Source organism: Limnoraphis robusta CS-951, assembly GCF_000972705.2.
This window is the reverse complement of record NZ_LATL02000206.1, coordinates 1-17,641: the sequence shown is the minus strand read 5'-3', so window position 1 is coordinate 17,641 and position 17,641 is coordinate 1. Positions and strand designations below refer to the sequence as shown.

Annotated in this window: 17 protein-coding genes and 1 tRNA gene; 12 read left to right on the top strand and 6 right to left on the bottom strand. The window is 43.3% G+C overall.

The annotated features are described in order from the left end of the window. Positions 1 to 593 (top strand): GH116 family glycosyl hydrolase (locus tag WN50_RS17720; protein WP_049558023.1); only part of this gene is annotated, 593 nt, incomplete at its 5' end. Positions 594 to 754: 161 nt separating this feature from the next. On the opposite strand, the gene WN50_RS17715 is transcribed toward WN50_RS17720, so the two are convergent. Both WN50_RS17715 and WN50_RS17705 read right to left on the bottom strand, forming a co-directional pair. Continuing rightward, on the bottom strand, positions 755 to 1,540 hold the full coding sequence (locus tag WN50_RS17715; RefSeq protein WP_046281381.1) for a hypothetical protein: 786 nt from the start codon (positions 1,538 to 1,540) through the stop codon (positions 755 to 757). Positions 1,541 to 1,925: 385 nt separating this feature from the next. Beyond that, the gene (locus WN50_RS17705) at positions 1,926 to 3,167 is read right to left on the bottom strand and encodes a methionine gamma-lyase family protein (RefSeq protein ID WP_046281382.1); all 1,242 of its coding nucleotides are present in this window, start codon (positions 3,165 to 3,167) and stop codon (positions 1,926 to 1,928) included. 79 nt (positions 3,168 to 3,246) lie between these two features. Between WN50_RS17705 and WN50_RS17700 the strand changes: the two genes are divergently transcribed. Then, complete coding sequence (locus tag WN50_RS17700; RefSeq protein WP_046281383.1) at positions 3,247 to 4,065, top strand: acyl-CoA desaturase; 819 nt, start codon at positions 3,247 to 3,249, stop codon at positions 4,063 to 4,065. A gap of 103 nt (positions 4,066 to 4,168) precedes the next feature. On the opposite strand, the gene WN50_RS17695 is transcribed toward WN50_RS17700, so the two are convergent. The 3 genes from WN50_RS17695 to WN50_RS17685 form a co-directional block, all read right to left on the bottom strand. Further along, entirely contained in the window at positions 4,169 to 5,434 is a 1,266-nt protein-coding gene (locus WN50_RS17695; RefSeq protein WP_046281384.1) for a glutamate-5-semialdehyde dehydrogenase, read from the bottom strand. Between the two features lie 6 nt (positions 5,435 to 5,440). Next, the gene (locus WN50_RS17690; protein WP_046281385.1) at positions 5,441 to 5,845 is read right to left on the bottom strand and encodes a hypothetical protein; all 405 of its coding nucleotides are present in this window, start codon (positions 5,843 to 5,845) and stop codon (positions 5,441 to 5,443) included. A 292-nt stretch (positions 5,846 to 6,137) separates the two neighbouring features. Further along, positions 6,138 to 6,209: transfer RNA gene (locus WN50_RS17685), tRNA-Gly, on the bottom strand. A 527-nt stretch (positions 6,210 to 6,736) separates the two neighbouring features. Between WN50_RS17685 and tnpA the strand changes: the two genes are divergently transcribed. From tnpA to WN50_RS17655, 6 genes are all read left to right on the top strand, one after another. Next, positions 6,737 to 7,141: an IS200/IS605 family transposase gene (gene tnpA / locus WN50_RS17680; protein WP_046281550.1), complete on the top strand. Its 405-nt coding sequence runs from the start codon at positions 6,737 to 6,739 to the stop codon at positions 7,139 to 7,141. A gap of 437 nt (positions 7,142 to 7,578) precedes the next feature. Further along, positions 7,579 to 8,166 (top strand): hypothetical protein, encoded by a 588-nt coding sequence (locus WN50_RS17675; protein ID WP_152964856.1) that lies wholly within the window; start codon positions 7,579 to 7,581, stop codon positions 8,164 to 8,166. 347 nt (positions 8,167 to 8,513) lie between these two features. Beyond that, on the top strand, positions 8,514 to 9,383 hold the full coding sequence (locus tag WN50_RS17670) for an MBL fold metallo-hydrolase (protein WP_046281551.1): 870 nt from the start codon (positions 8,514 to 8,516) through the stop codon (positions 9,381 to 9,383). Between the two features lie 133 nt (positions 9,384 to 9,516). Further along, complete coding sequence (locus WN50_RS17665; RefSeq protein ID WP_046281552.1) at positions 9,517 to 10,701, top strand: RNA-guided endonuclease InsQ/TnpB family protein; 1,185 nt, start codon at positions 9,517 to 9,519, stop codon at positions 10,699 to 10,701. 69 nt (positions 10,702 to 10,770) lie between these two features. Beyond that, positions 10,771 to 11,862, top strand: a complete 1,092-nt coding sequence (locus tag WN50_RS17660; RefSeq protein WP_046281553.1) for a bifunctional riboflavin kinase/FAD synthetase — start codon at positions 10,771 to 10,773, stop codon at positions 11,860 to 11,862. Between the two features lie 135 nt (positions 11,863 to 11,997). Next, positions 11,998 to 12,906 (top strand): AAA family ATPase, encoded by a 909-nt coding sequence (locus WN50_RS17655; protein ID WP_046281554.1) that lies wholly within the window; start codon positions 11,998 to 12,000, stop codon positions 12,904 to 12,906. A gap of 200 nt (positions 12,907 to 13,106) precedes the next feature. Here the strand turns inward: WN50_RS17655 and WN50_RS17650 are convergent, their stop codons facing one another. Beyond that, the gene (locus WN50_RS17650) at positions 13,107 to 13,517 is read right to left on the bottom strand and encodes an AbrB family transcriptional regulator (RefSeq protein WP_046281560.1); all 411 of its coding nucleotides are present in this window, start codon (positions 13,515 to 13,517) and stop codon (positions 13,107 to 13,109) included. Positions 13,518 to 13,971: 454 nt separating this feature from the next. Here WN50_RS17650 and WN50_RS17645 point away from each other — a divergent pair, with 454 nt between their 5' ends. The 4 genes from WN50_RS17645 to fni all read left to right on the top strand — a co-directional run bounded on the left by WN50_RS17645 (position 13,972) and on the right by fni (position 17,457). Then, a complete protein-coding gene (locus WN50_RS17645; RefSeq protein ID WP_046281555.1) occupies positions 13,972 to 14,415 on the top strand; it encodes an Rrf2 family transcriptional regulator in 444 nt (147 codons plus the stop codon). A 71-nt stretch (positions 14,416 to 14,486) separates the two neighbouring features. Continuing rightward, the gene (gene cbiB, locus WN50_RS17640) at positions 14,487 to 15,494 is read left to right on the top strand and encodes an adenosylcobinamide-phosphate synthase CbiB (protein ID WP_046281556.1); all 1,008 of its coding nucleotides are present in this window, start codon (positions 14,487 to 14,489) and stop codon (positions 15,492 to 15,494) included. Positions 15,495 to 15,673: 179 nt separating this feature from the next. After that, the gene (gene pyrR, locus WN50_RS17635) at positions 15,674 to 16,207 is read left to right on the top strand and encodes a bifunctional pyr operon transcriptional regulator/uracil phosphoribosyltransferase PyrR (protein ID WP_046281557.1); all 534 of its coding nucleotides are present in this window, start codon (positions 15,674 to 15,676) and stop codon (positions 16,205 to 16,207) included. 167 nt (positions 16,208 to 16,374) lie between these two features. Beyond that, positions 16,375 to 17,457: a type 2 isopentenyl-diphosphate Delta-isomerase gene (gene fni, locus WN50_RS17630; RefSeq protein WP_046281558.1), complete on the top strand. Its 1,083-nt coding sequence runs from the start codon at positions 16,375 to 16,377 to the stop codon at positions 17,455 to 17,457. Positions 17,458 to 17,641: the final 184 nt, after the last annotated feature.

Sequence of the window (17,641 nt, the reverse complement as noted above, 5' to 3'; positions counted from 1 at the left end):
CAGCAATAGAAATCGGAAACTGTTTAGAAAAGACTGAATTTTCTACATTGTTTCCCTCACTTTCAGAAACCATTTCAACTTATAAAACATGGTTAAAACAAGCAAAACCGATCTATCAAAAGCTTTGGAATGGTCAATATTATCAGCTTGATAGTGAGAGTGGTTCCGATGTTGTGATGGCCGATCAACTCTGTGGTCAATTTTATGTTAAACTGTTAGGATTAGAAGATATTGTTGCCCCAGAACGAACCATTTCAGCCTTACAAACGATTTATCAATCTTGTTTTCAAAATTTCCATCACGGTCAATTAGGGGCTGCTAATGGCGTTAGACTAAATGGCGAACCTGTTAACCCTAATGATACTCATCCGTTAGAAGTTTGGACGGGGATTAATTTTGGGTTAGCGGCGTTTTTAATTCAAATGGGAATGAAAGAGGAAGGGTTTAATTTAGCCGAAGTAGTGGTGAAACAAATTTATGAAAATGGCTTACAATTTCGCACTCCTGAAGCTATTACCGCAGCCGGAACCTTTCGGGCGAGTCATTATCTCAGGGCGATGGCAATTTGGGCGATTTATGTTGTTTGTGGGTAAAGGATCACAAAATTCTTGGAATTAGCGATCGCAATCATTATTACTTTAGCACGATAGAGACAGGATTTCAACCCCCACACTCGCAATTCTTGTCATTTTTGCGATCGCTTTATTTTTTCCCAATCAGACAATTGAAATGTGAGCATTTAGCTGATGGGGTGCTAGATAGACCTTACAGGACGAACCTCTACTTCAACGTGATGGGGTTCTATTCTGTATGCCTTCAGAATTTTTTTGACTAACTTTAGTACATCCTTCGCGGATAGATTTAATTCTACATAAAGATTGGTATTGATTTTACCAGCGCACGTCAAATCTGACTGTTTTTTGGAAAAATAATTTCTTGTGCGACCAATAAACTCTTTTCGATTTGGAAAGCTTAATATAATCTCTTTATCTAGTTTGTACAATATAAAGCATAAATCTCGTAAAAAATATCTCCAACTGTTAACCTCATATTCATTCTGCTTGAACCTAAATAATGTAGGTTTAAAGTAAGTAACGTCAACGGACTGATCTAAGGTAAATACCTTAGATATTTCTAGGGGGTTGTTGAGTTGACTGGGTTCAAGGAATTGATCATCATTTTCCCAATCAAATTCCGAATCATTATTATTCTCATCATCCCAATCATCCTCGTTTTCAAGTTGGGTAATATATTCTCGAATATGGTTTCTAATTATATCCAAAGCTTGGGTGTTCTCAGAGAGTATAGTGCTTTTTTCAAAACACCTCTGTTTGAGTAGAGTCGCAGCTTCATCTAGAATACAAGACTGTAGGCTTTCAATAGCATCATCTAGGATTGATAAAGCATCTTTTATTTCATCAAGATGTGTTTCGTATTTATCATCCTTCAAGGTTTCTATAAATTCATCGCTGATAATTTTTTTATCCACCAGGTCTCCTGCGCCAACCCGTCTCTCGTTAACCAACATTAATTCTAGCATAAAACGTTATAGATGACGCTCCTATCAATCAACATTTGTTGTAACAAAATTGATAAGAATATAGTTTGCAGGCATACTGTACAGCGCAGTTCAGGTTAAATTTGAGATTTCAGGTAGTTAATCAAAGATGTACATGAAAGCAATAAAAACTTTGCATTGTGAGTTGAATGAAGTACAGTACAGACTAAAAAACCCGGTTTCTTCTACCGTGCGCGGAAAATTGGCGATGTGTATTGTTCAAGAAACCGGGTTTTTGGCGTGGTACCTCCAGACTAAAAAACCCGGTTTCTTCTACCGTGCGCGGAAAATTGGCGATGTGTATTGTTCAAGAAACCGGGTTTTTGGCGTGCTATATATAATTTATAATTTATAATTCATAATTCTGTTAAGAATCATTGGCAAACCCAACGGCTTCTATGGCGGCTTCTAAGGCAATTTCAAGATGAGTCCAATGGGTACCCCCTTGACAAAACACAATATAAGGTTCTCTTAACGGCCCATCAGCCGATAATTCTGAAGTGCTACCATCAATAAACGTACCACCAGCCATAACTAATTGGCTCTCATACCCCGGCATTTCCGCAGGAACGGGGTCGAGGTAGGAACCGACCGGAGAATACTTCTGTAAAGCCCGACAGAAGGCGATTAATTTTTGGGGTGAACCCAACTCAATCGCTTGAATAACATCCCGACGGGGTTCTAAAGGTAAAGGGTTAACCCGATAACCTAACTTGTCAAAAACATAGGCGAGTAAATGGTTTCCTTTCATCGCTTCTCCCACCATTTGCGGGGCCAAAAATAGGCCTTGAAATAACAAGCGATTTTGATCAAACGTTGCACCGCCATGACTGCCAATTCCGGGAGCTGTTAACCGACAAGCCGCCGCTTCCACTAACTCAGCCCGTCCCGCAATATATCCCCCCGCAGGCGCGATAGTCCCACCTGGATTTTTAATTAACGAACCCGCAATTAAATCAGCGCCCACCGCAGTGGGTTCTTGGGTTTCAATAAATTCCCCATAACAGTTATCGACAAAACAAACCGTGTCGGGATTTTGCTGTTTGACGATCTGGACAATTTTCTCAATTTCAGCAATAGATAAGCTGGAACGCCAGGAATAGCCGCAAGAGCGCTGAATTAGGACTAAGCGTGTTTTAGAGGTAATACCAACTTTTAAACTTTCCCAATCTATTTTTCTATCTAATTGCAGATCTATTTGACGGTAAGAAATGCCATACTCAAGAAGTGAACCTTGACTTTTGCCTCGTAAACCAATGACTTCTTCTAGAGTGTCATAGGGAGCGCCAGCAACAGCTAGCATTTCGTCCCCTGGACGCAAAACACCGAACAAAGCACAGGCGATCGCATGAGTCCCAGAGACAAACTGGACTCGGACAGCAGCAGCTTCGGCTCCCATGATTTCCGCAAACACTCGATCAAGCGTTTGACGGCCCAAGTCATCATGGCCATAGCCTGTAACTCCTGCAAAATGGTGGGTTCCGACCCGATGTTGTCGAAAAGCATCTAAAACTCGTTTTAGATTTTGCTTGACCTGACCATCGATTCCGGAAAAGATCGTAAATAGTGCCTGCTTTGCTTCATCTAGTTGTAAAATGCTACTGCTCATCACCGAACTCGCCTAACCGCGTGAGTGGTGCTTATTATGACGCAAATAGGACAGACTCGTAAAGAAAGCTCAGATTTTCATGACGATTGCAACTTCAAAAAAACTTAATCCCGAATGGAAAGTTATCATCTTTATGGTAATTCTCCACGTCGGCGCACTTTTTGCATTACTTCCGAGTAATTTTAGTTGGGCTGCGGTTGGAATTGCAGTCTTTTTACACTGGGTAACAGGGGGCTTGGGAATTACTCTAGGTTTTCATCGCCTTGTGACTCATCGCAGTTTTGAAACGCCGAAGTGGCTTGAATATTTTCTCGTGTTCTGTGGCACTTTAGCCTGTGAGGGTGGAGTGATTGATTGGGTGGGTTCACACCGGATGCATCACCTTTACTCTGACCATGAGTTAGATCCCCATGACTCTAACAAGGGTTTTTGGTGGAGTCACATGGGTTGGATGCTGTACGCTCGTCCGCCAAAAGCTGACATTGATCGCTTAACTCAGGATATCGGCAAAGATCCGGTTTATCAATTTTGTCAAGACTATTTCATTCTCGTTCAGTTTGCTTTAGGGGGTCTGCTTTTCCTCTTGGGCGGCTGGCCTTTTGTGGTTTGGGGAGTGTTTGTGCGGATTGTCGCCGTGTTCCACTGCACTTGGTTTGTTAACAGTGCAACCCACAAGTTTGGATACCGCACGTTTGATTGTGATGATGCTTCTACCAACTGTTGGTGGGTGGCTGTCCTGACTTATGGTGAAGGTTGGCACAATAACCATCACGCTTACCAGTATTCTGCTCGTCATGGTTTGCAATGGTGGGAAATTGATCAGACCTGGATGACGATTCAACTTTTACAAGCGTTGGGTTTAGCCAAAAAAGTTAAATTAGTCCCAACGACGAAGTAAGGCTGAGTACACTATTCGCTAAGACTGGGAGCTGGGGACAGTTGAATCTTGAATGAACAACATGAATCGTTATTTTTTCCCCTCTCCCTTGGGGTTTTTTTAGCTAAAAGTTGGGATTTCCCTGGACGATATATTTGACGGTTGTTAGGCTTTCTAAGCCAATTAATCCGCGCCGATATCCCACCTGATTGGACATTCCTAAAAAGATCGCATCCCCTCGATTGTGATGGCGTGAGAATCGCGGAGAAGCATTGATAAAGGTTAAGGCACTGTTGACATCTAAGGCAAATTGACGGCTCTCGCTATAGGATTCGGTTGCCAAGCAGTTGCTATGACCACTACTATATTCGTTCATCCAGGCGATCGCTTCTTCTAGACTGTCTACTCCTTTAAAAGCGATGGTTTTATTGAGGTAGGGTTGTGACCATTCTGAGGGTTCAGCCAGGGTTAGCTCGGGAAATTGTTGGACGAGGAGTTCGTCTCCTTTGAGTTCAAATCCTTCTTCACGCAGATTGTTCCAAAGTCTGACTAAGGATGAACCCTTCTGGTTGGGATCGATTAATACTTTCTCGATCGCATTAACGGGGTCAGGTTTGCTTTGATGGCTATCCAAGATCATCCATCGCGCCATTTCCACGTTGGCCGTTGCTGACCAATACAGATAGCAGTTCCCCATCGCCGAACGCAAAACAGGAACAGTCGATTGATTGACCACTTGCTGCACCAAATGGGGCCGACCATAGGGAATGATCAGATTAATATATTGGTCTTGAGTCACTAAGTCTTGAATGCTGGCTTCCTGTTCGGCGGGAAAGGCTTCTAAACAGCCTATAGGCATACCTTCTTCTTCGATCGCCGACTGTAAAGCTTGAGTGATCACTTGGTTGGAATAGTTCGCTTCACTGCCACCGAGTAAAATTAAACTATTAGCCGTTTTCATGCACAGTCCTGCCGCGATTGCACCCAATTCGGGAAAGGCTTCATACACTAACCCCACCACCCCAATCGGAATCAGTTGATAGTAGGTCTGACCCTGTTCGAGTTGATAGGAAACTCCGATGACTCGTCCGATGGGATCAGGAAGTTCTCCCAACCGTTTCAAGATTTGTACCGTTGTTTCTAGCCTTTCAGGAGTCAGCTTTAACCACTCACTCACACATTCTGAAATACCCAGTTCTCGACTGGCTTCTAAGTCTAGGGTGTTTGCTTCTAAAATATCGTTTTGCCTTTTTCTAATGGCTTCAGCCATAGCCCGTAAGGTACGGCTACGATGTTCTCCTTTCGTCTTTGCTAGTTGTATACTCGCTGTATAGGCACGACGAATAGGGTTCGTCGGCGGGGGTGAAGCACTAAAATCATCAATTATCATCTTCGCTCACCGTCTGTAAGCAAGCCAGACCATCAATGCTGGCAACATTGCCAACATTACCGCAACCATTGCCCAAAGTATAATATTGGGTCCCGGTGAATACAATGCCAAAGGTAGCCAAATTACCAATGGCACTAAGAGCATTCCTAAAGCTAGGGGTAAGTAATGAGTCCGAAAACCCGGACTGGCTCGATGCCACTGATGACCTGTCCAATGCCATGCTTGTTTATAAGGATAGTGGGTTGAGAGTTGTTCTAGAGAGTAACCGCTCTCATCTACAACAAAAATTTGCTGACAGCGATCGCAGCCAAAGGCTTCTGTCAGCGTGATCGGAACTAAGTGACCCTTCCGCCGACAGGGGCAAGGGTAATCACCGTTTAACTCGATTTTCTGGGCTTTCTGAGATGGCACAAGCAGTTATCAGATAAAGCGTTTAAGAATTACGGATTTTAAATACAGACTTAATGAATCATACTGACCAACTCAGTCTTGTCAATTTCGTAAGTTTTTAGATTTTCATGGATTTTTCCCTAGAGTTGAAACGCTAGACTGTCTCCCTGACATCAGTATTGACTCGACAGAAGTTGAGAGTTGATTAAATATCATACAAGAGAATTTTATTCCCTTGCACTCCTTATTTCCGATGATAACAGCAATCCTATAGCCTATTTGCTGCTTTTTTAAGCTTTATATTCTTTTAGTAAGCGGGTGATGGGATTCGAACCCACGACATCAACCTTGGCAAGGTTGCGCTCTACCACTGAGCTACACCCGCAATATTGCTTGACTCTTTCTAGGATTCCACAAAAAACTCAGTTTGTCAAGCAACTTTTCAAATTTTTTCCTGAACCGGGTTGATTTAGTAGGAGGGTTCCTTTGACTACTCCCCCGAATTAATTCGGGGGAATCCCCGTAGGGTATTTCTGAACTTCTGACGCCGAAAATTGTCAGACTCATAGGCCAAGTCAAATCGCCTCTAACACACCAAACAAGTTGGATAGTTTACTTTTTTAGCTTGAAGACTTTCTTAACTTCCAACACAGAGCCAATTCGGTACGCTCAGTTTCCTGCCGTTGCTGTATCTCGGAGCCATAATGCAATATTACGCTTTCGGATTGCCGGGGTTTCTCCGTACTAGGAAAACTTCAACGCGCAGTTGGTACAGTTTTACTTGTCGTTTCTTTACTATCTTACAGCAACTAAAGTGGCTCGTGTCGTCTTTCCGCCCCTGAATAAATTCAAGGGGCTACCAGCCTACCGGACTTCCTCCCGTGTAGCACAGCTTTTATATATATTGTCAATATGCAAATACGGAAGTCCTCTCACGCAGTACACGCACTCGGCTACCACTTGATCTTCTGCCCCAAATACAGACATCAAGTGCTTGAAGGAGTAATAGAGGTTGAACTCAAGCGCATATTTGCAGAGACGTGCAAGAACTACAAGTGGGAATTGCATAGTTGTGAGGTGATGCCCGACCACTGCCACCTGTTCGTGCAGGCAGATCACATGACAGCTCCAGGTGAGATAGTCAAAACGCTGAAGTCCATCTCAGCAGTTTACATCTTTACAAAATTCCCCGACCTCAAGAAGCGCAAGTTCTGGGGGTCGGGGCTGTGGAGTCCGAGCAAGGCTCTATTTAGTGTTGGTCATATATCGGAAGAGGTTGTAAAGAAGTATATTGAAACTCAAAAGCAACGGGATTGACTTGGCAATTTCCGTGCCTCCAATTGCCCCGCCTTTCATCTGCGGGGACAAGCCGGCGCAGTCTTCTCGGCGGATTTAATAAAGCATAAGAAATGCTCTCTCGATTTTTCCTCTGTCTCAGGTAGCCAATCAGTCACTCCGGCATCAGTCTTGTAGGGGAAATTCATCAAGCCACCCAAACCCGTCACCAATCTCCCCATCTTCATAACTCCCTCATTGCCCTATCACCCCCTGAGATTGGTATACTTTGTTTATAAGATGAGGGGTATAACCCCTTAAGGGTGCATAACCTCTCGGGTATAAATCCTAATTATTTACTGAGGAGGCAAGCTCAAGTCTGAATCCTTATAAATCCAGGAATGATCCCTCTCAATCAAAACCCTGTGCTTGAAAGCACCTGGCAAACCCCTAGAACTTCCACAAAAGGACATCTCCCAATGAAAACAGTTATGGAACAAGAGTGCAGACCCTTTTCAGATTGTGTCTATGTCTGTGATGTATTAAATGGGGAGATGGAATGGAATAGTCCTGAAGAACTGATTGTCCATCCTCAAACCGAAAAGGAACTTTCAGGAAAACTACCGATTCAATCTCCCCAGCGTATTCGTCTAGCTTTGGAACAGTTACAATGTTTTGAATTAGTTGAGCGGCAGTTTAGTTCCTGGGGTATAACTTTTGTGAATGCGATTGCGCTACAACCCTCTAACCCCGCTTTTGGAGTTCAGCCCAATCAAACAGTTTTAATGGGAGCGCCCAGAAGTGGCTGGCTAGAAGTTCACTTTCAGCATCCCGTTCGTCGAGTGGAAGCTTTAGTAACCAGTTCTCGCCGAACGATTTTATCGGCTTATAATGGGCAAGCTGAGGAAATTGACCGTACAGAGATGACCGCGAAGCAATCGAGTCGCTCTTTAGCGATCATTTTACCGAGTGAAGAACTCAGCGTAGAAGCGGAAAATATTCATAAAGTTACTTTTTATACGTTTGATGGTCAACTGATTGTAGATCGCTTCAAAGTTGATTTTTAAGAGTTAAACAACTGAGCCGTCCAGGGGTTTTTGAGATGAATCTATAGGGAAAATCAAAATATAAGATCATTTTGTCGTTACACCCCACTCCCAATCGCCACAAACAGGGGTGATTCGCTTTGGGTATCTAGTCTTACCGTTTGGAGATTTAGATAGTTTAAGATAGATTGGCATTAAGATAAGTCTATGGTACTTCGCTGCACAACTGAGGTGTCAATACAAATTCGCCGCAGTTGCTCAAATTTTCACTGATCGAGAGGGGTTCTCAGAGGTCTTTGACCGAAATCAGAACCCGGAGCAATACCTGAGTGCGATCATCGCTGATCATTCATCTTCCATTCGATCCTATGTCTAGTCCGCACAATCAGTTTACGATTCACTTTTGGGGCGTTAGAGGAAGTGTTGCCTGTCCAGGGGCGGAAACGGTACGCTATGGCGGTAATACCTCCTGCGTCGAAATGCGTGTCGGAACAGAACGCTTGATTTTTGATGGGGGAACGGGTTTGCGGGTTCTCGGACAATCTCTGATGTCTCAGATGCCTGTGGCTGCCCATCTCTTCTTTACCCATGCCCATTGGGATCATATTCAAGGTTTTCCGTTCTTTACTCCTGCTTTTATTCCCAAAAATACGTTTCATATTTATGGGGCGGTTGCACCCAATGGTTCAACGGTGCAGCAGCGACTCAATGATCAGATGCTTCACCCCAATTTTCCGGTTCCCTTACAAACGATGGGATCGACTCTCAAGTTTTTTGATGTTACCATCGGTCAAACTCTAGAAATTGGAGATGGTATTAAAATTGAAACGGCTCTGCTGAATCATCCGGGTGAAGCTGTCGGTTATCGCGTGAATTGGTATGGTTATGCAGCCGCCTATGTCACCGATACAGAACATTTTCCGGAAGGTTTAGATGAAAATGTGTTGTTTTTGGCTCGCAATGCTGATGTTTTAATCTATGATGCTACCTACACCGATGAGGAGTATTATTCTGAAAAAACCAGTAAAGTCGGGTGGGGTCATTCGACTTGGCAGGAAGCGGTTAAAGTGGCAAAAGCAGCGAATGTCAAACGGTTGGTGATTTTTCACCATGATCCGCTCCATAATGATGATTTTCTCGATCAAGTTGGAGAACAAGTCGCTCAACGTTTCCCCAATAGTTTAATGGCCAGAGAAGGACTTTCAATTCAGTTAATCTCTCCTGACGAAGATAGCTAAAAAATGCTCTCTCGATTTTTGATGACCGAAAAAAAGCGGGATGCAAGCCCCGTCGTTTACGACGGTTAACTTACTTTCTGCATATAGCATCTATGTGGTATGATAATATTATACGCCAAACAAGCTAGCGTAAATGATCGTCTACGAATTCAAAGCAAAAGGAAAAGCGTATCAATATAAAGCAATCGATGAAGCCATCCAAACATCTCAGTTTGTTCGGAATTCTTGCTTGCGGTATTGGATGGATAATCGCGGACTCGGAAGAAAAGAGTTGTATCGATATAACACCGAACTCCGAGCTATGTACCCTTTTGTCAGGGACTTGAATTCACACGCTTGTCAGGCGTCTGTAGAACGGTGTTGGTCAGCTATTGCCAGGTTCTTCGATAACTGTAAAAAGAATATTCCGGGCAGGAAAAGCTATCCAAAGTTCAAGAAGAATAGTCGTTCTGCTGAATACAAACAGAGCGGATGGAGACTTTTAGATCCCAAACATATCGAGTTTATTGATAAAAAAGGGATTGGAAAACTCAAGCTTATTGGGACTTGGGACTTGGCATTCTATCCGGCTGAACAAATTAAACGAGTGAGGTTGGTTAGAAAAGCTGACGGCTATTACATTCAATTTTGTATCCAAGTCGATGTGAAAATAAAAATACAACCGACAGGGAAAACAATTGGGTTAGATGTAGGGTTAAAAGAGTTCTACACCGATAGTAATGGCAATACTGAGTTAAACCCTCGTTTCTACAGAAAAAACGAAAAGCAATTAAAGCTTTATCAAAGACGTGTTTCTCGAAAAAATATTGGCAGTGCTAACCGATTAAAAGCCATTAAACGACTGGGCAAAGCACACCTCAAAATAAGTAGGCAACGTGTAGAACACGCCAAAAGACTGGCGCGTTGCGTAATCCAATCAAACGATTTGGTAGCATACGAAGATTTGAGGATTAAGAACTTAGTTAAAAATCATTGTCTTGCCAAGTCAATTAATGATGCGGGTTGGTATCAATTCAGAAAATGGTTAGAGTATTTTGGAAGCAAGTTCGGTCGGGTAACGGTTGCTGTTAACCCGGCTTATACCTCCCAAACCTGCTCTAATTGTGGTGCGATTGTTAAAAAATCTCTATCAACTCGAACTCATATTTGTCAGTGTGGGTGCGAGTTAGACAGGGATCATAACGCCGCAATTAATATACTGAATTCTGCCTTAAGTACGCTAGGGCATAGCGGAACTTGGATCTTAGATCCTCACGCTTCAGGAGATTTTACCTCTACTGTGATAGGAGAAATCCTGCCTCAGCAAGTTGAGTCGTAGAATGAAGAATCCCCGTCGTTTACGACGTGGGAGTGTCAAAATCTGTAAGTTTATGTCAAAATATAAAGCGTGTGGATTACTTCATCGTTAAACACTGTTCTAACTCCTACTGCCGTTGCCCTGGGAAACTTTGACGGCATACATCGAGGGCATCGACAGGTTATTCAGCCTATCTTGAAGCTGTTTGAGTCCGCGAGTTCTCCGCTCTCAACTCCCCAACAGCCAGAAATCTTACTCACTCAAGCAGATTCCCTTTGGCAACCGCCGAGTCTGTTTCATCAGCAGCGCTCTGGTTTATCGCTGACTCCCGAGGAAAATTTTCTAGATTCTGATACTCGTGAAACTCAGCAACATTACGCAACGGTTGTTACTTTTCATCCTCATCCTCAAGAATTTTTTACAGGTCAATCTAAAAAGCTGCTGACTCCGATTGATGAAAAGATAGAATATCTGCAAGGGATGGGCGTTGAACAAATGGTTTTGCTGGCTTTTGATCAGCAACTTGCAAGTTTGAGTCCGCATGAATTTGTCGAAGAAATTTTGATCAAGCATTTACAAGCGACTCATGTGGCAATTGGCTTTGATTTTCGCTTCGGAAAAGGTCGCACGGGAACGGCTAGAGATTTACAACTCATTGGCGCTGCTAACGGCGTAGATGTGATTATTGTCGATCGCTATCCCTGTGAACAAGGGGAACGAATTAGTAGTTCGATGATTCGTCAAGCTTTAGAAGTCGGAAATCTTCAACGCGCTTATCAATTGCTTGGCCGTTATTATACCTTAGTCGGTCAAGTTGTTCAAGGTCAACAGTTAGGTCGAACCTTAGGATTTCCCACTGCTAATTTACAGTTACCTGCTGAAAAATTTCTACCGAACTATGGGGTTTATGCGGTAGAGGTTTCTAGTCCTGGTGAACCGTCGAATTTAGAGACAAATCCTGCGGTGATGAATATTGGCTGTCGTCCGACAGTAGAAGGTGAGAAGCCAACTGTTGAAGTTCATTTGTTAGGTTGGTCGGGGGATTTGTATGGTCAAACCCTGAAGGTTTGCTTAAAAGAATTCTTACGACCCGAACAAAAATTTGCTTCTCTCGATGAACTTAAAGCACAAATTGCCGAAGATTGTGTTAGAGCAGAAAAAGTGTTAAACAGTGAACAGTAAACTGCTTTTTAGGGAATAGTGATCTGAAGAACGGGTAACTGATTGGTGGATCAGTGCTTAGATTTTCTGAGCTGAACTGAGGATGATCACCTAAAGACCACTAAAAGCTAACAACTTATATCAGTAATACATAGAATGAGAGAAAGAATTGAACGGCTCAAACAAAATCTCAGCCGAACAATTGTCGGAAAAGTAGATGCAATTCGCCTGACGCTTGTTGCTTTACTTTCCGGGGGTCATGCTTTACTCGAAGATGTTCCGGGTGTGGGTAAAACTCTACTGGCTAAGTCAATTGCACGTTCGATAGCGGGAGAATTTCAACGGATTCAATGTACACCGGATTTGTTACCGACTGATATCACAGGAACGAATATTTGGAACCCGCGTACAGGTGAGTTTGAATTCTTACCGGGGCCTGTTTTTACAAACATTTTGTTAACCGATGAAATTAACCGCGCTACCCCTCGTACTCAGTCGGCGTTGTTGGAGGTGATGGAGGAACAACAGGTGACGGTTGATCGGGTTTCTCGTCGGGTTCCTCAACCTTTTTTTGTGATTGCGACGCAGAACCCGATTGAATATCAGGGGACGTTTCCGCTTCCTGAAGCGCAAATGGATCGGTTTACGTTGTCTCTTACTTTGGGATACCCCTCTGAGTCGGAAGAATTGCAAATGCTTCAGAAGCTTACCCGTAGCGTCACGGTTGAGGCGTTAGAAGCTTGTTTGACTCCGGCTGATATCTTAGAACTTCAACAGCTTTGTAGCCGAGTTCAGGTGGAAACTTCTGTTCAGCAATATATTTTGAATTTAGTCAGAACCACGCGAGATCATCAGGAAATTGCCCTGGGTGTCAGTCCTCGCGGGGCGATCGCTTTACATCGCGCAACTCAAGCTTTAGCCTTTCTCTATGGACGGGACTATGCTTTACCCGATGATGTTAAGTTTCTGGCGCCTTATGTGCTGGCTCATCGGATTATTCCTGTGGGCGGAAGACGGGCAAAAACGATTATCGAGCAGTTATTGCACTCCGTCCCGGTTCCATAATTTTCAAGCTGAAGCTGTCGGTAACGGTTTTTCTTGTTGAGTCACTCAAAACCATCAGTCCCATTCATTAATATCTCCGGCTGGCTATGACAAATTCTCGGTCAACACCAGCCAAAATTATGATCGGCGTTCTGGTTTACCTAACGGATTGATTGAATTTCATCCACTTTAGGGAGCAACTCGAAGACGAGATTGTTTGCTTATGACGCTTCGGCTTCTTCTCCAGCTTCGACTTGTCTGAGATGAATATGTTTACGTCCTAAAGAAATTTCAAATTCATCACCCGGTTGCAAATCCATTTGTTTGGTGTAGGCTGCACCAATTAATAAATTTCCATTAGACTGCACACTAATTCGATAGCTTGCAGAACGTCCGCCACGTCCATTACCGAGTTGCTTACCATCTAACTCAATCCCTTCTGCATCGATCAGAGCATTCAGGAATTTCATCATATTGACTCGTTCAACACCATTTTTGGTCAGGGTGTAGTAACCGCATTCTCTGGCTTTCTCTTCTTTGTTGAGATGTTCGAGATCTTTGACTTTCCGGAGTAAAGCTTCACCGAGCAGCGGTTGAGGTTGAACGTCAGATTTTTTCTGTTGTTTAGCCATTAATTGTTTCCTTCGACATTCGACAATAAGGTTGGGGCTTTTCTTTGGGCTGACAATTGAGTTGCCCAAAAGCATTAGCTAAATATGTGCTTTTCAAACTATATTACACGAATTGAGCAAATTATTCACCACTATTTCATTTTTTTTACTAGATGTAATCTCTTTTAAGCAGTCGGCTTGAACCCTTAGCCATCTGCAACAGTCTCACAGCGCGTTGTGCGATCACTGTTAGAGTGACTAAGTGAAAGGAAAATCGGAGTTTAATAGAATACACCCGATCAAGCGTTTGATCAAGCTGTATATATAAAGTGACTCTGTAGGAGAACTCCCAACTGATGCTCTAGGATTTGATCGGCAGTTATTGTATCGGGTAAGCTGACATTGGTACAACTCGTCTGTATTTTCATTCTTGGGCTAAACTGAATGCTGAAGTTGCCGATTTTTTGAGTTCAGGATGAAGTTAACCACTCGCGGACACTATAGCGTAAAGGCATTATTGGACTTAAGCTTACAACAAGAGTTTGGTCCGACTTCAGTCAATGCAATTGCTCACCGACAAAAACTGCCAGCGCCCTATCTAGAAAAGCTATTAATCGAGATGCGACGAGCGGGTTTAGTCGAATCTGTTCGAGGATCACAAGGCGGTTATCAATTATCGCGATCGCCTGCTGAAATTTCTTTGGGGCAAATTTTAGAAGCGGTTGGAGAAAGTATTGAACCTTTACCTCGCCATCAACCGAATGCAGAACTTGCTGAAGACTGGGTAACGTTTACCTTATGGAATCGATTGCATCAAAAGCTTAAAGAAGCGCTCTACAGCATTTCCCTTGAAGATCTCTATTATGATGCTCGCAGTTGGCAAGCGGCTCAAGGTGAAGAAACGAGTTTTGTCGTATAGCACTTTAGCTGTCTTAAGCCTCAATAATTTAGAATTTTTAACGAACTCTCCTTTTTTCATCTCTGCAACAAATGACAGACTCAAGTGTGATTCTGGTTCTGGCGATCGCGGCAATGCTTGACTATTTGATTGGCGATCCTTGGGAGTGGCTTCATCCGGTACAGGTGATGGGATGGGCGATTGGGCAGTATACCCGTCTAGCTTTCCAATGGTTTCAAACGCCTCAATCTCTAAAACTTCTTGGTATATTACTGGCAATCTTGCTGATTTTTGGTAGCGGATTTACCAGTTGGTTAATTTTACAAGCGATCAGATCGATCCCCCTTCAATTTCCCCTGCATCCAATTTTGGACATTGGGGTACAAAGTATCATGTTAGCGAGTTGTTTTGCCCTTCGGAGTTTACGTCAGGCGGCGGAAGATGTTCTCCACCCTCTACATGATGGCGATCTGATCAAAGCCCGTCAACAGTTAAGTTTATATGTGGGTCGAGATACTACAGATTTATCAGAGTCAGAAATTCTCCGAGCCGTCTTAGAAACTGTAGCAGAAAACTCGACCGATGGTGTTATCGCGCCTCTATTCTATGCCTTAGTTGGTGTGGCAATACCCGGAATTGGGAGTGTACCATTTGCCTTTGCCTATAAAGCTGCAAGTACCCTTGATTCAATGGTGGGTTATAAAGAACCGCCCTACACCGATATCGGATGGTTTAGTGCAAAATTAGAAGATATCTTAACATGGTTGCCTTGCCGATTGAATACCCTTTTAATCGCAATTGTGTCTGGTAAACCTAGATCCGTTTGGACAATCTGTCAACGAGATGCAATTTATGACCCTAGTCCGAATGCAGGATGGAGTGAATGTGCTTACGCGGCTACCTTAAATGTGCAGTTAGGAGGTGTAAATAAATATAAAGGCATCATCAAACACAAACCCCTCTTAGGCGACTTTATTTCCCCCATTACTCCCGCAATTGTTCACCAAGCACTGCAACTGACTCGCCAAACTTTTCTGATAGAGTTGGGGGTATTCATTCTCGGGTATGGGGTGATCGGCTTAATTGTCAATAGATTTTAGGAACACTTAGCGATCGCGATCGCTGATGTACCGATCCAAAAAGCCATTTTTGTCCATCTCAAACGCCCAAATAATAGAGTACAACTCCGTCAAGCTCTTAGGACTCCAAGATCAAACAATTTTTCCCAGATCCACTCCCAACCCTTGACAACTGACCCCCGATCATACAACACTAACCCATGAGTAAAATCGTTGAAATCCTCTCCTCTGAAGAACTCCGACGCACTGTTAATCGTTTAGCCTCAGAAATTGTTGAAAGAGCAGGCGATCTTTCTCGTCTAGTCTTACTGGGAATTCACACACGCGGCGTACCTTTAGCTCAAAGACTCACCCATCAAATCGAAATTCTCGAACAAATCACCATTCCCGTTGGCGCTCTTGATATTACCTTTTATCGAGATGATTTAGATAAAGTTGGGATGCGAACTCCCGCTAAAACTCAAATTCCCTTTGATTTAACGGGTAAATTTGTGGTATTAGTCGATGATGTGATTTATAGTGGACGTACCATTCGAGCCGCCTTAAACGCTGTTAACGAGTACGGGCGTCCAGAAATCATCACACTCAGCGTTTTAGTCGATCGCGGTCATCGTCAACTTCCCATTCATCCCAATTTTGTAGGAAAAGAACTCCCCACCGCTAGGGAAGAAATTGTTAAAGTTTACCTAGAAGAAATAGACGGACAAGATCGAGTTGAACTGATCAGCCCTTGACAGTTTACAGTTATCAGTTACCAGTTACCAGTTAGCAGCAAGATGAACTTTAGGCACGCTACGGGAACGCACTGATAACTGATCACTAAAACACTGTTCACTGGTTACTGGTCACTGTAAACTGTAAACTATAGAAACCCTGTTTCGTTTGGTGTATAACTCCCAGAATGTCTCCACAAACAACCCCTCTGTCTGAAATTTCCGATCCCCCTGACACAAACGACCAAACTCAGAGTCGCAAAGCCGATCACTTGAGAATTTGTTTGGATGAGGATGTACAATTTCGACAACAAACCAATGGACTGGATCGCTATCGTTTTACTCACTGTTGTCTACCCGAGTTGAACCGCAATGAAATTGATCTGACGACTTCTTTTTTGGGTAAAAAACTAGAGGCACCACTGCTGATCTCCTCAATGACAGGAGGAACCGCCCAAGCAAAAATGATTAACTATCGCCTCGCCGAAGTCGCCCAATATTTCAAAATCGCAATGGGTGTCGGTTCTCAACGAGTCGCGGTCGAAAATCCCCAAGTTGCGGATACGTTTGCTGTGCGAAGTCTGGCACCAGATATTCTATTATTTGCGAATTTAGGTGCGGTTCAACTTAACTATAATTATGGATTAGAACAATGTCAACGGGTGGTCGATACTCTTGAAGCCAACGCCCTAATTTTACATCTAAATCCCCTACAAGAATGTATCCAAACTGAAGGCGATACAAACTTTCACGGACTGCTTGACAAAATCGAAACACTTTGTAAAATTTTACCCGTTCCGGTGATTGCAAAAGAAGTCGGAAATGGGATTTCAGCGAAGATGGCGACAAGGCTGCTAGAAGCGGGTATAACCGCGATTGATGTGGCGGGAGCGGGGGGAACTTCTTGGGCAAAAATCGAGGGAGAACGAGCCACAGACCCCCGTCAAAGGCGCTTGGGAGAAACCTTTGCCGATTGGGGTTTACCCACAGCAGACTGTATTGTTGGTGTGCGAAAGATTTCTGCTAATATTCCGCTCATTGCTTCGGGAGGACTTCGTAACGGTTTAGAGGTAGCAAAAGCGATCGCATTAGGGGCCGATTTAGCCGGGTTAGCTTGGCCGTTTTTGCAAGCCGCAGCCGAGTCAGAAAATGCTGTTTATACATTAGTTGATATTCTCAAGGCTGAAATTTCAACCGTTCTTTTTTGTACGGGAAATCGCCGATTAACGGAGTTAAAACAGTCGGGTGTTTTAGAACAAATTCGGGGTTAATGGTGTTGGGCTAATAAAAATTTAAAAAGAAGAATTGAAAATGATATCGTTGCTATCATCACGTGGCTTATTTTGGAGATATAGCAGAGAAAGAGTTGATTAGGACACTGTTTTTCTGTCAAATCCTTTGATGATAAAGGTTTCAATTCTGTCTCCTGTCTCCTGTCTCCTGACTTCTGCTATA

Excerpts from the sequence above, each read along its gene's own strand:
- WN50_RS17715 (WP_046281381.1), bottom strand. The coding sequence starts at position 1,540 with ATGCTAGAATTAATGTTGGTTAACGAGAGACGGGTTGGCGCAGGAGAC.
- WN50_RS17705 (WP_046281382.1), bottom strand. The coding sequence starts at position 3,167 with ATGAGCAGTAGCATTTTACAACTAGATGAAGCAAAGCAGGCACTATTT.
- WN50_RS17700 (WP_046281383.1), top strand. The coding sequence starts at position 3,247 with ATGACGATTGCAACTTCAAAAAAACTTAATCCCGAATGGAAAGTTATC.
- WN50_RS17695 (WP_046281384.1), bottom strand. The coding sequence starts at position 5,434 with ATGATAATTGATGATTTTAGTGCTTCACCCCCGCCGACGAACCCTATT.
- tnpA (WP_046281550.1), top strand. The coding sequence starts at position 6,737 with ATGCAAATACGGAAGTCCTCTCACGCAGTACACGCACTCGGCTACCAC.
- WN50_RS17675 (WP_152964856.1), top strand. The coding sequence starts at position 7,579 with ATGAAAACAGTTATGGAACAAGAGTGCAGACCCTTTTCAGATTGTGTC.
- WN50_RS17670 (WP_046281551.1), top strand. The coding sequence starts at position 8,514 with ATGTCTAGTCCGCACAATCAGTTTACGATTCACTTTTGGGGCGTTAGA.
- WN50_RS17665 (WP_046281552.1), top strand. The coding sequence starts at position 9,517 with ATGATCGTCTACGAATTCAAAGCAAAAGGAAAAGCGTATCAATATAAA.
- WN50_RS17655 (WP_046281554.1), top strand. The coding sequence starts at position 11,998 with ATGAGAGAAAGAATTGAACGGCTCAAACAAAATCTCAGCCGAACAATT.
- WN50_RS17650 (WP_046281560.1), bottom strand. The coding sequence starts at position 13,517 with ATGGCTAAACAACAGAAAAAATCTGACGTTCAACCTCAACCGCTGCTC.
- WN50_RS17645 (WP_046281555.1), top strand. The coding sequence starts at position 13,972 with ATGAAGTTAACCACTCGCGGACACTATAGCGTAAAGGCATTATTGGAC.
- cbiB (WP_046281556.1), top strand. The coding sequence starts at position 14,487 with ATGACAGACTCAAGTGTGATTCTGGTTCTGGCGATCGCGGCAATGCTT.
- pyrR (WP_046281557.1), top strand. The coding sequence starts at position 15,674 with ATGAGTAAAATCGTTGAAATCCTCTCCTCTGAAGAACTCCGACGCACT.
- fni (WP_046281558.1), top strand. The coding sequence starts at position 16,375 with ATGTCTCCACAAACAACCCCTCTGTCTGAAATTTCCGATCCCCCTGAC.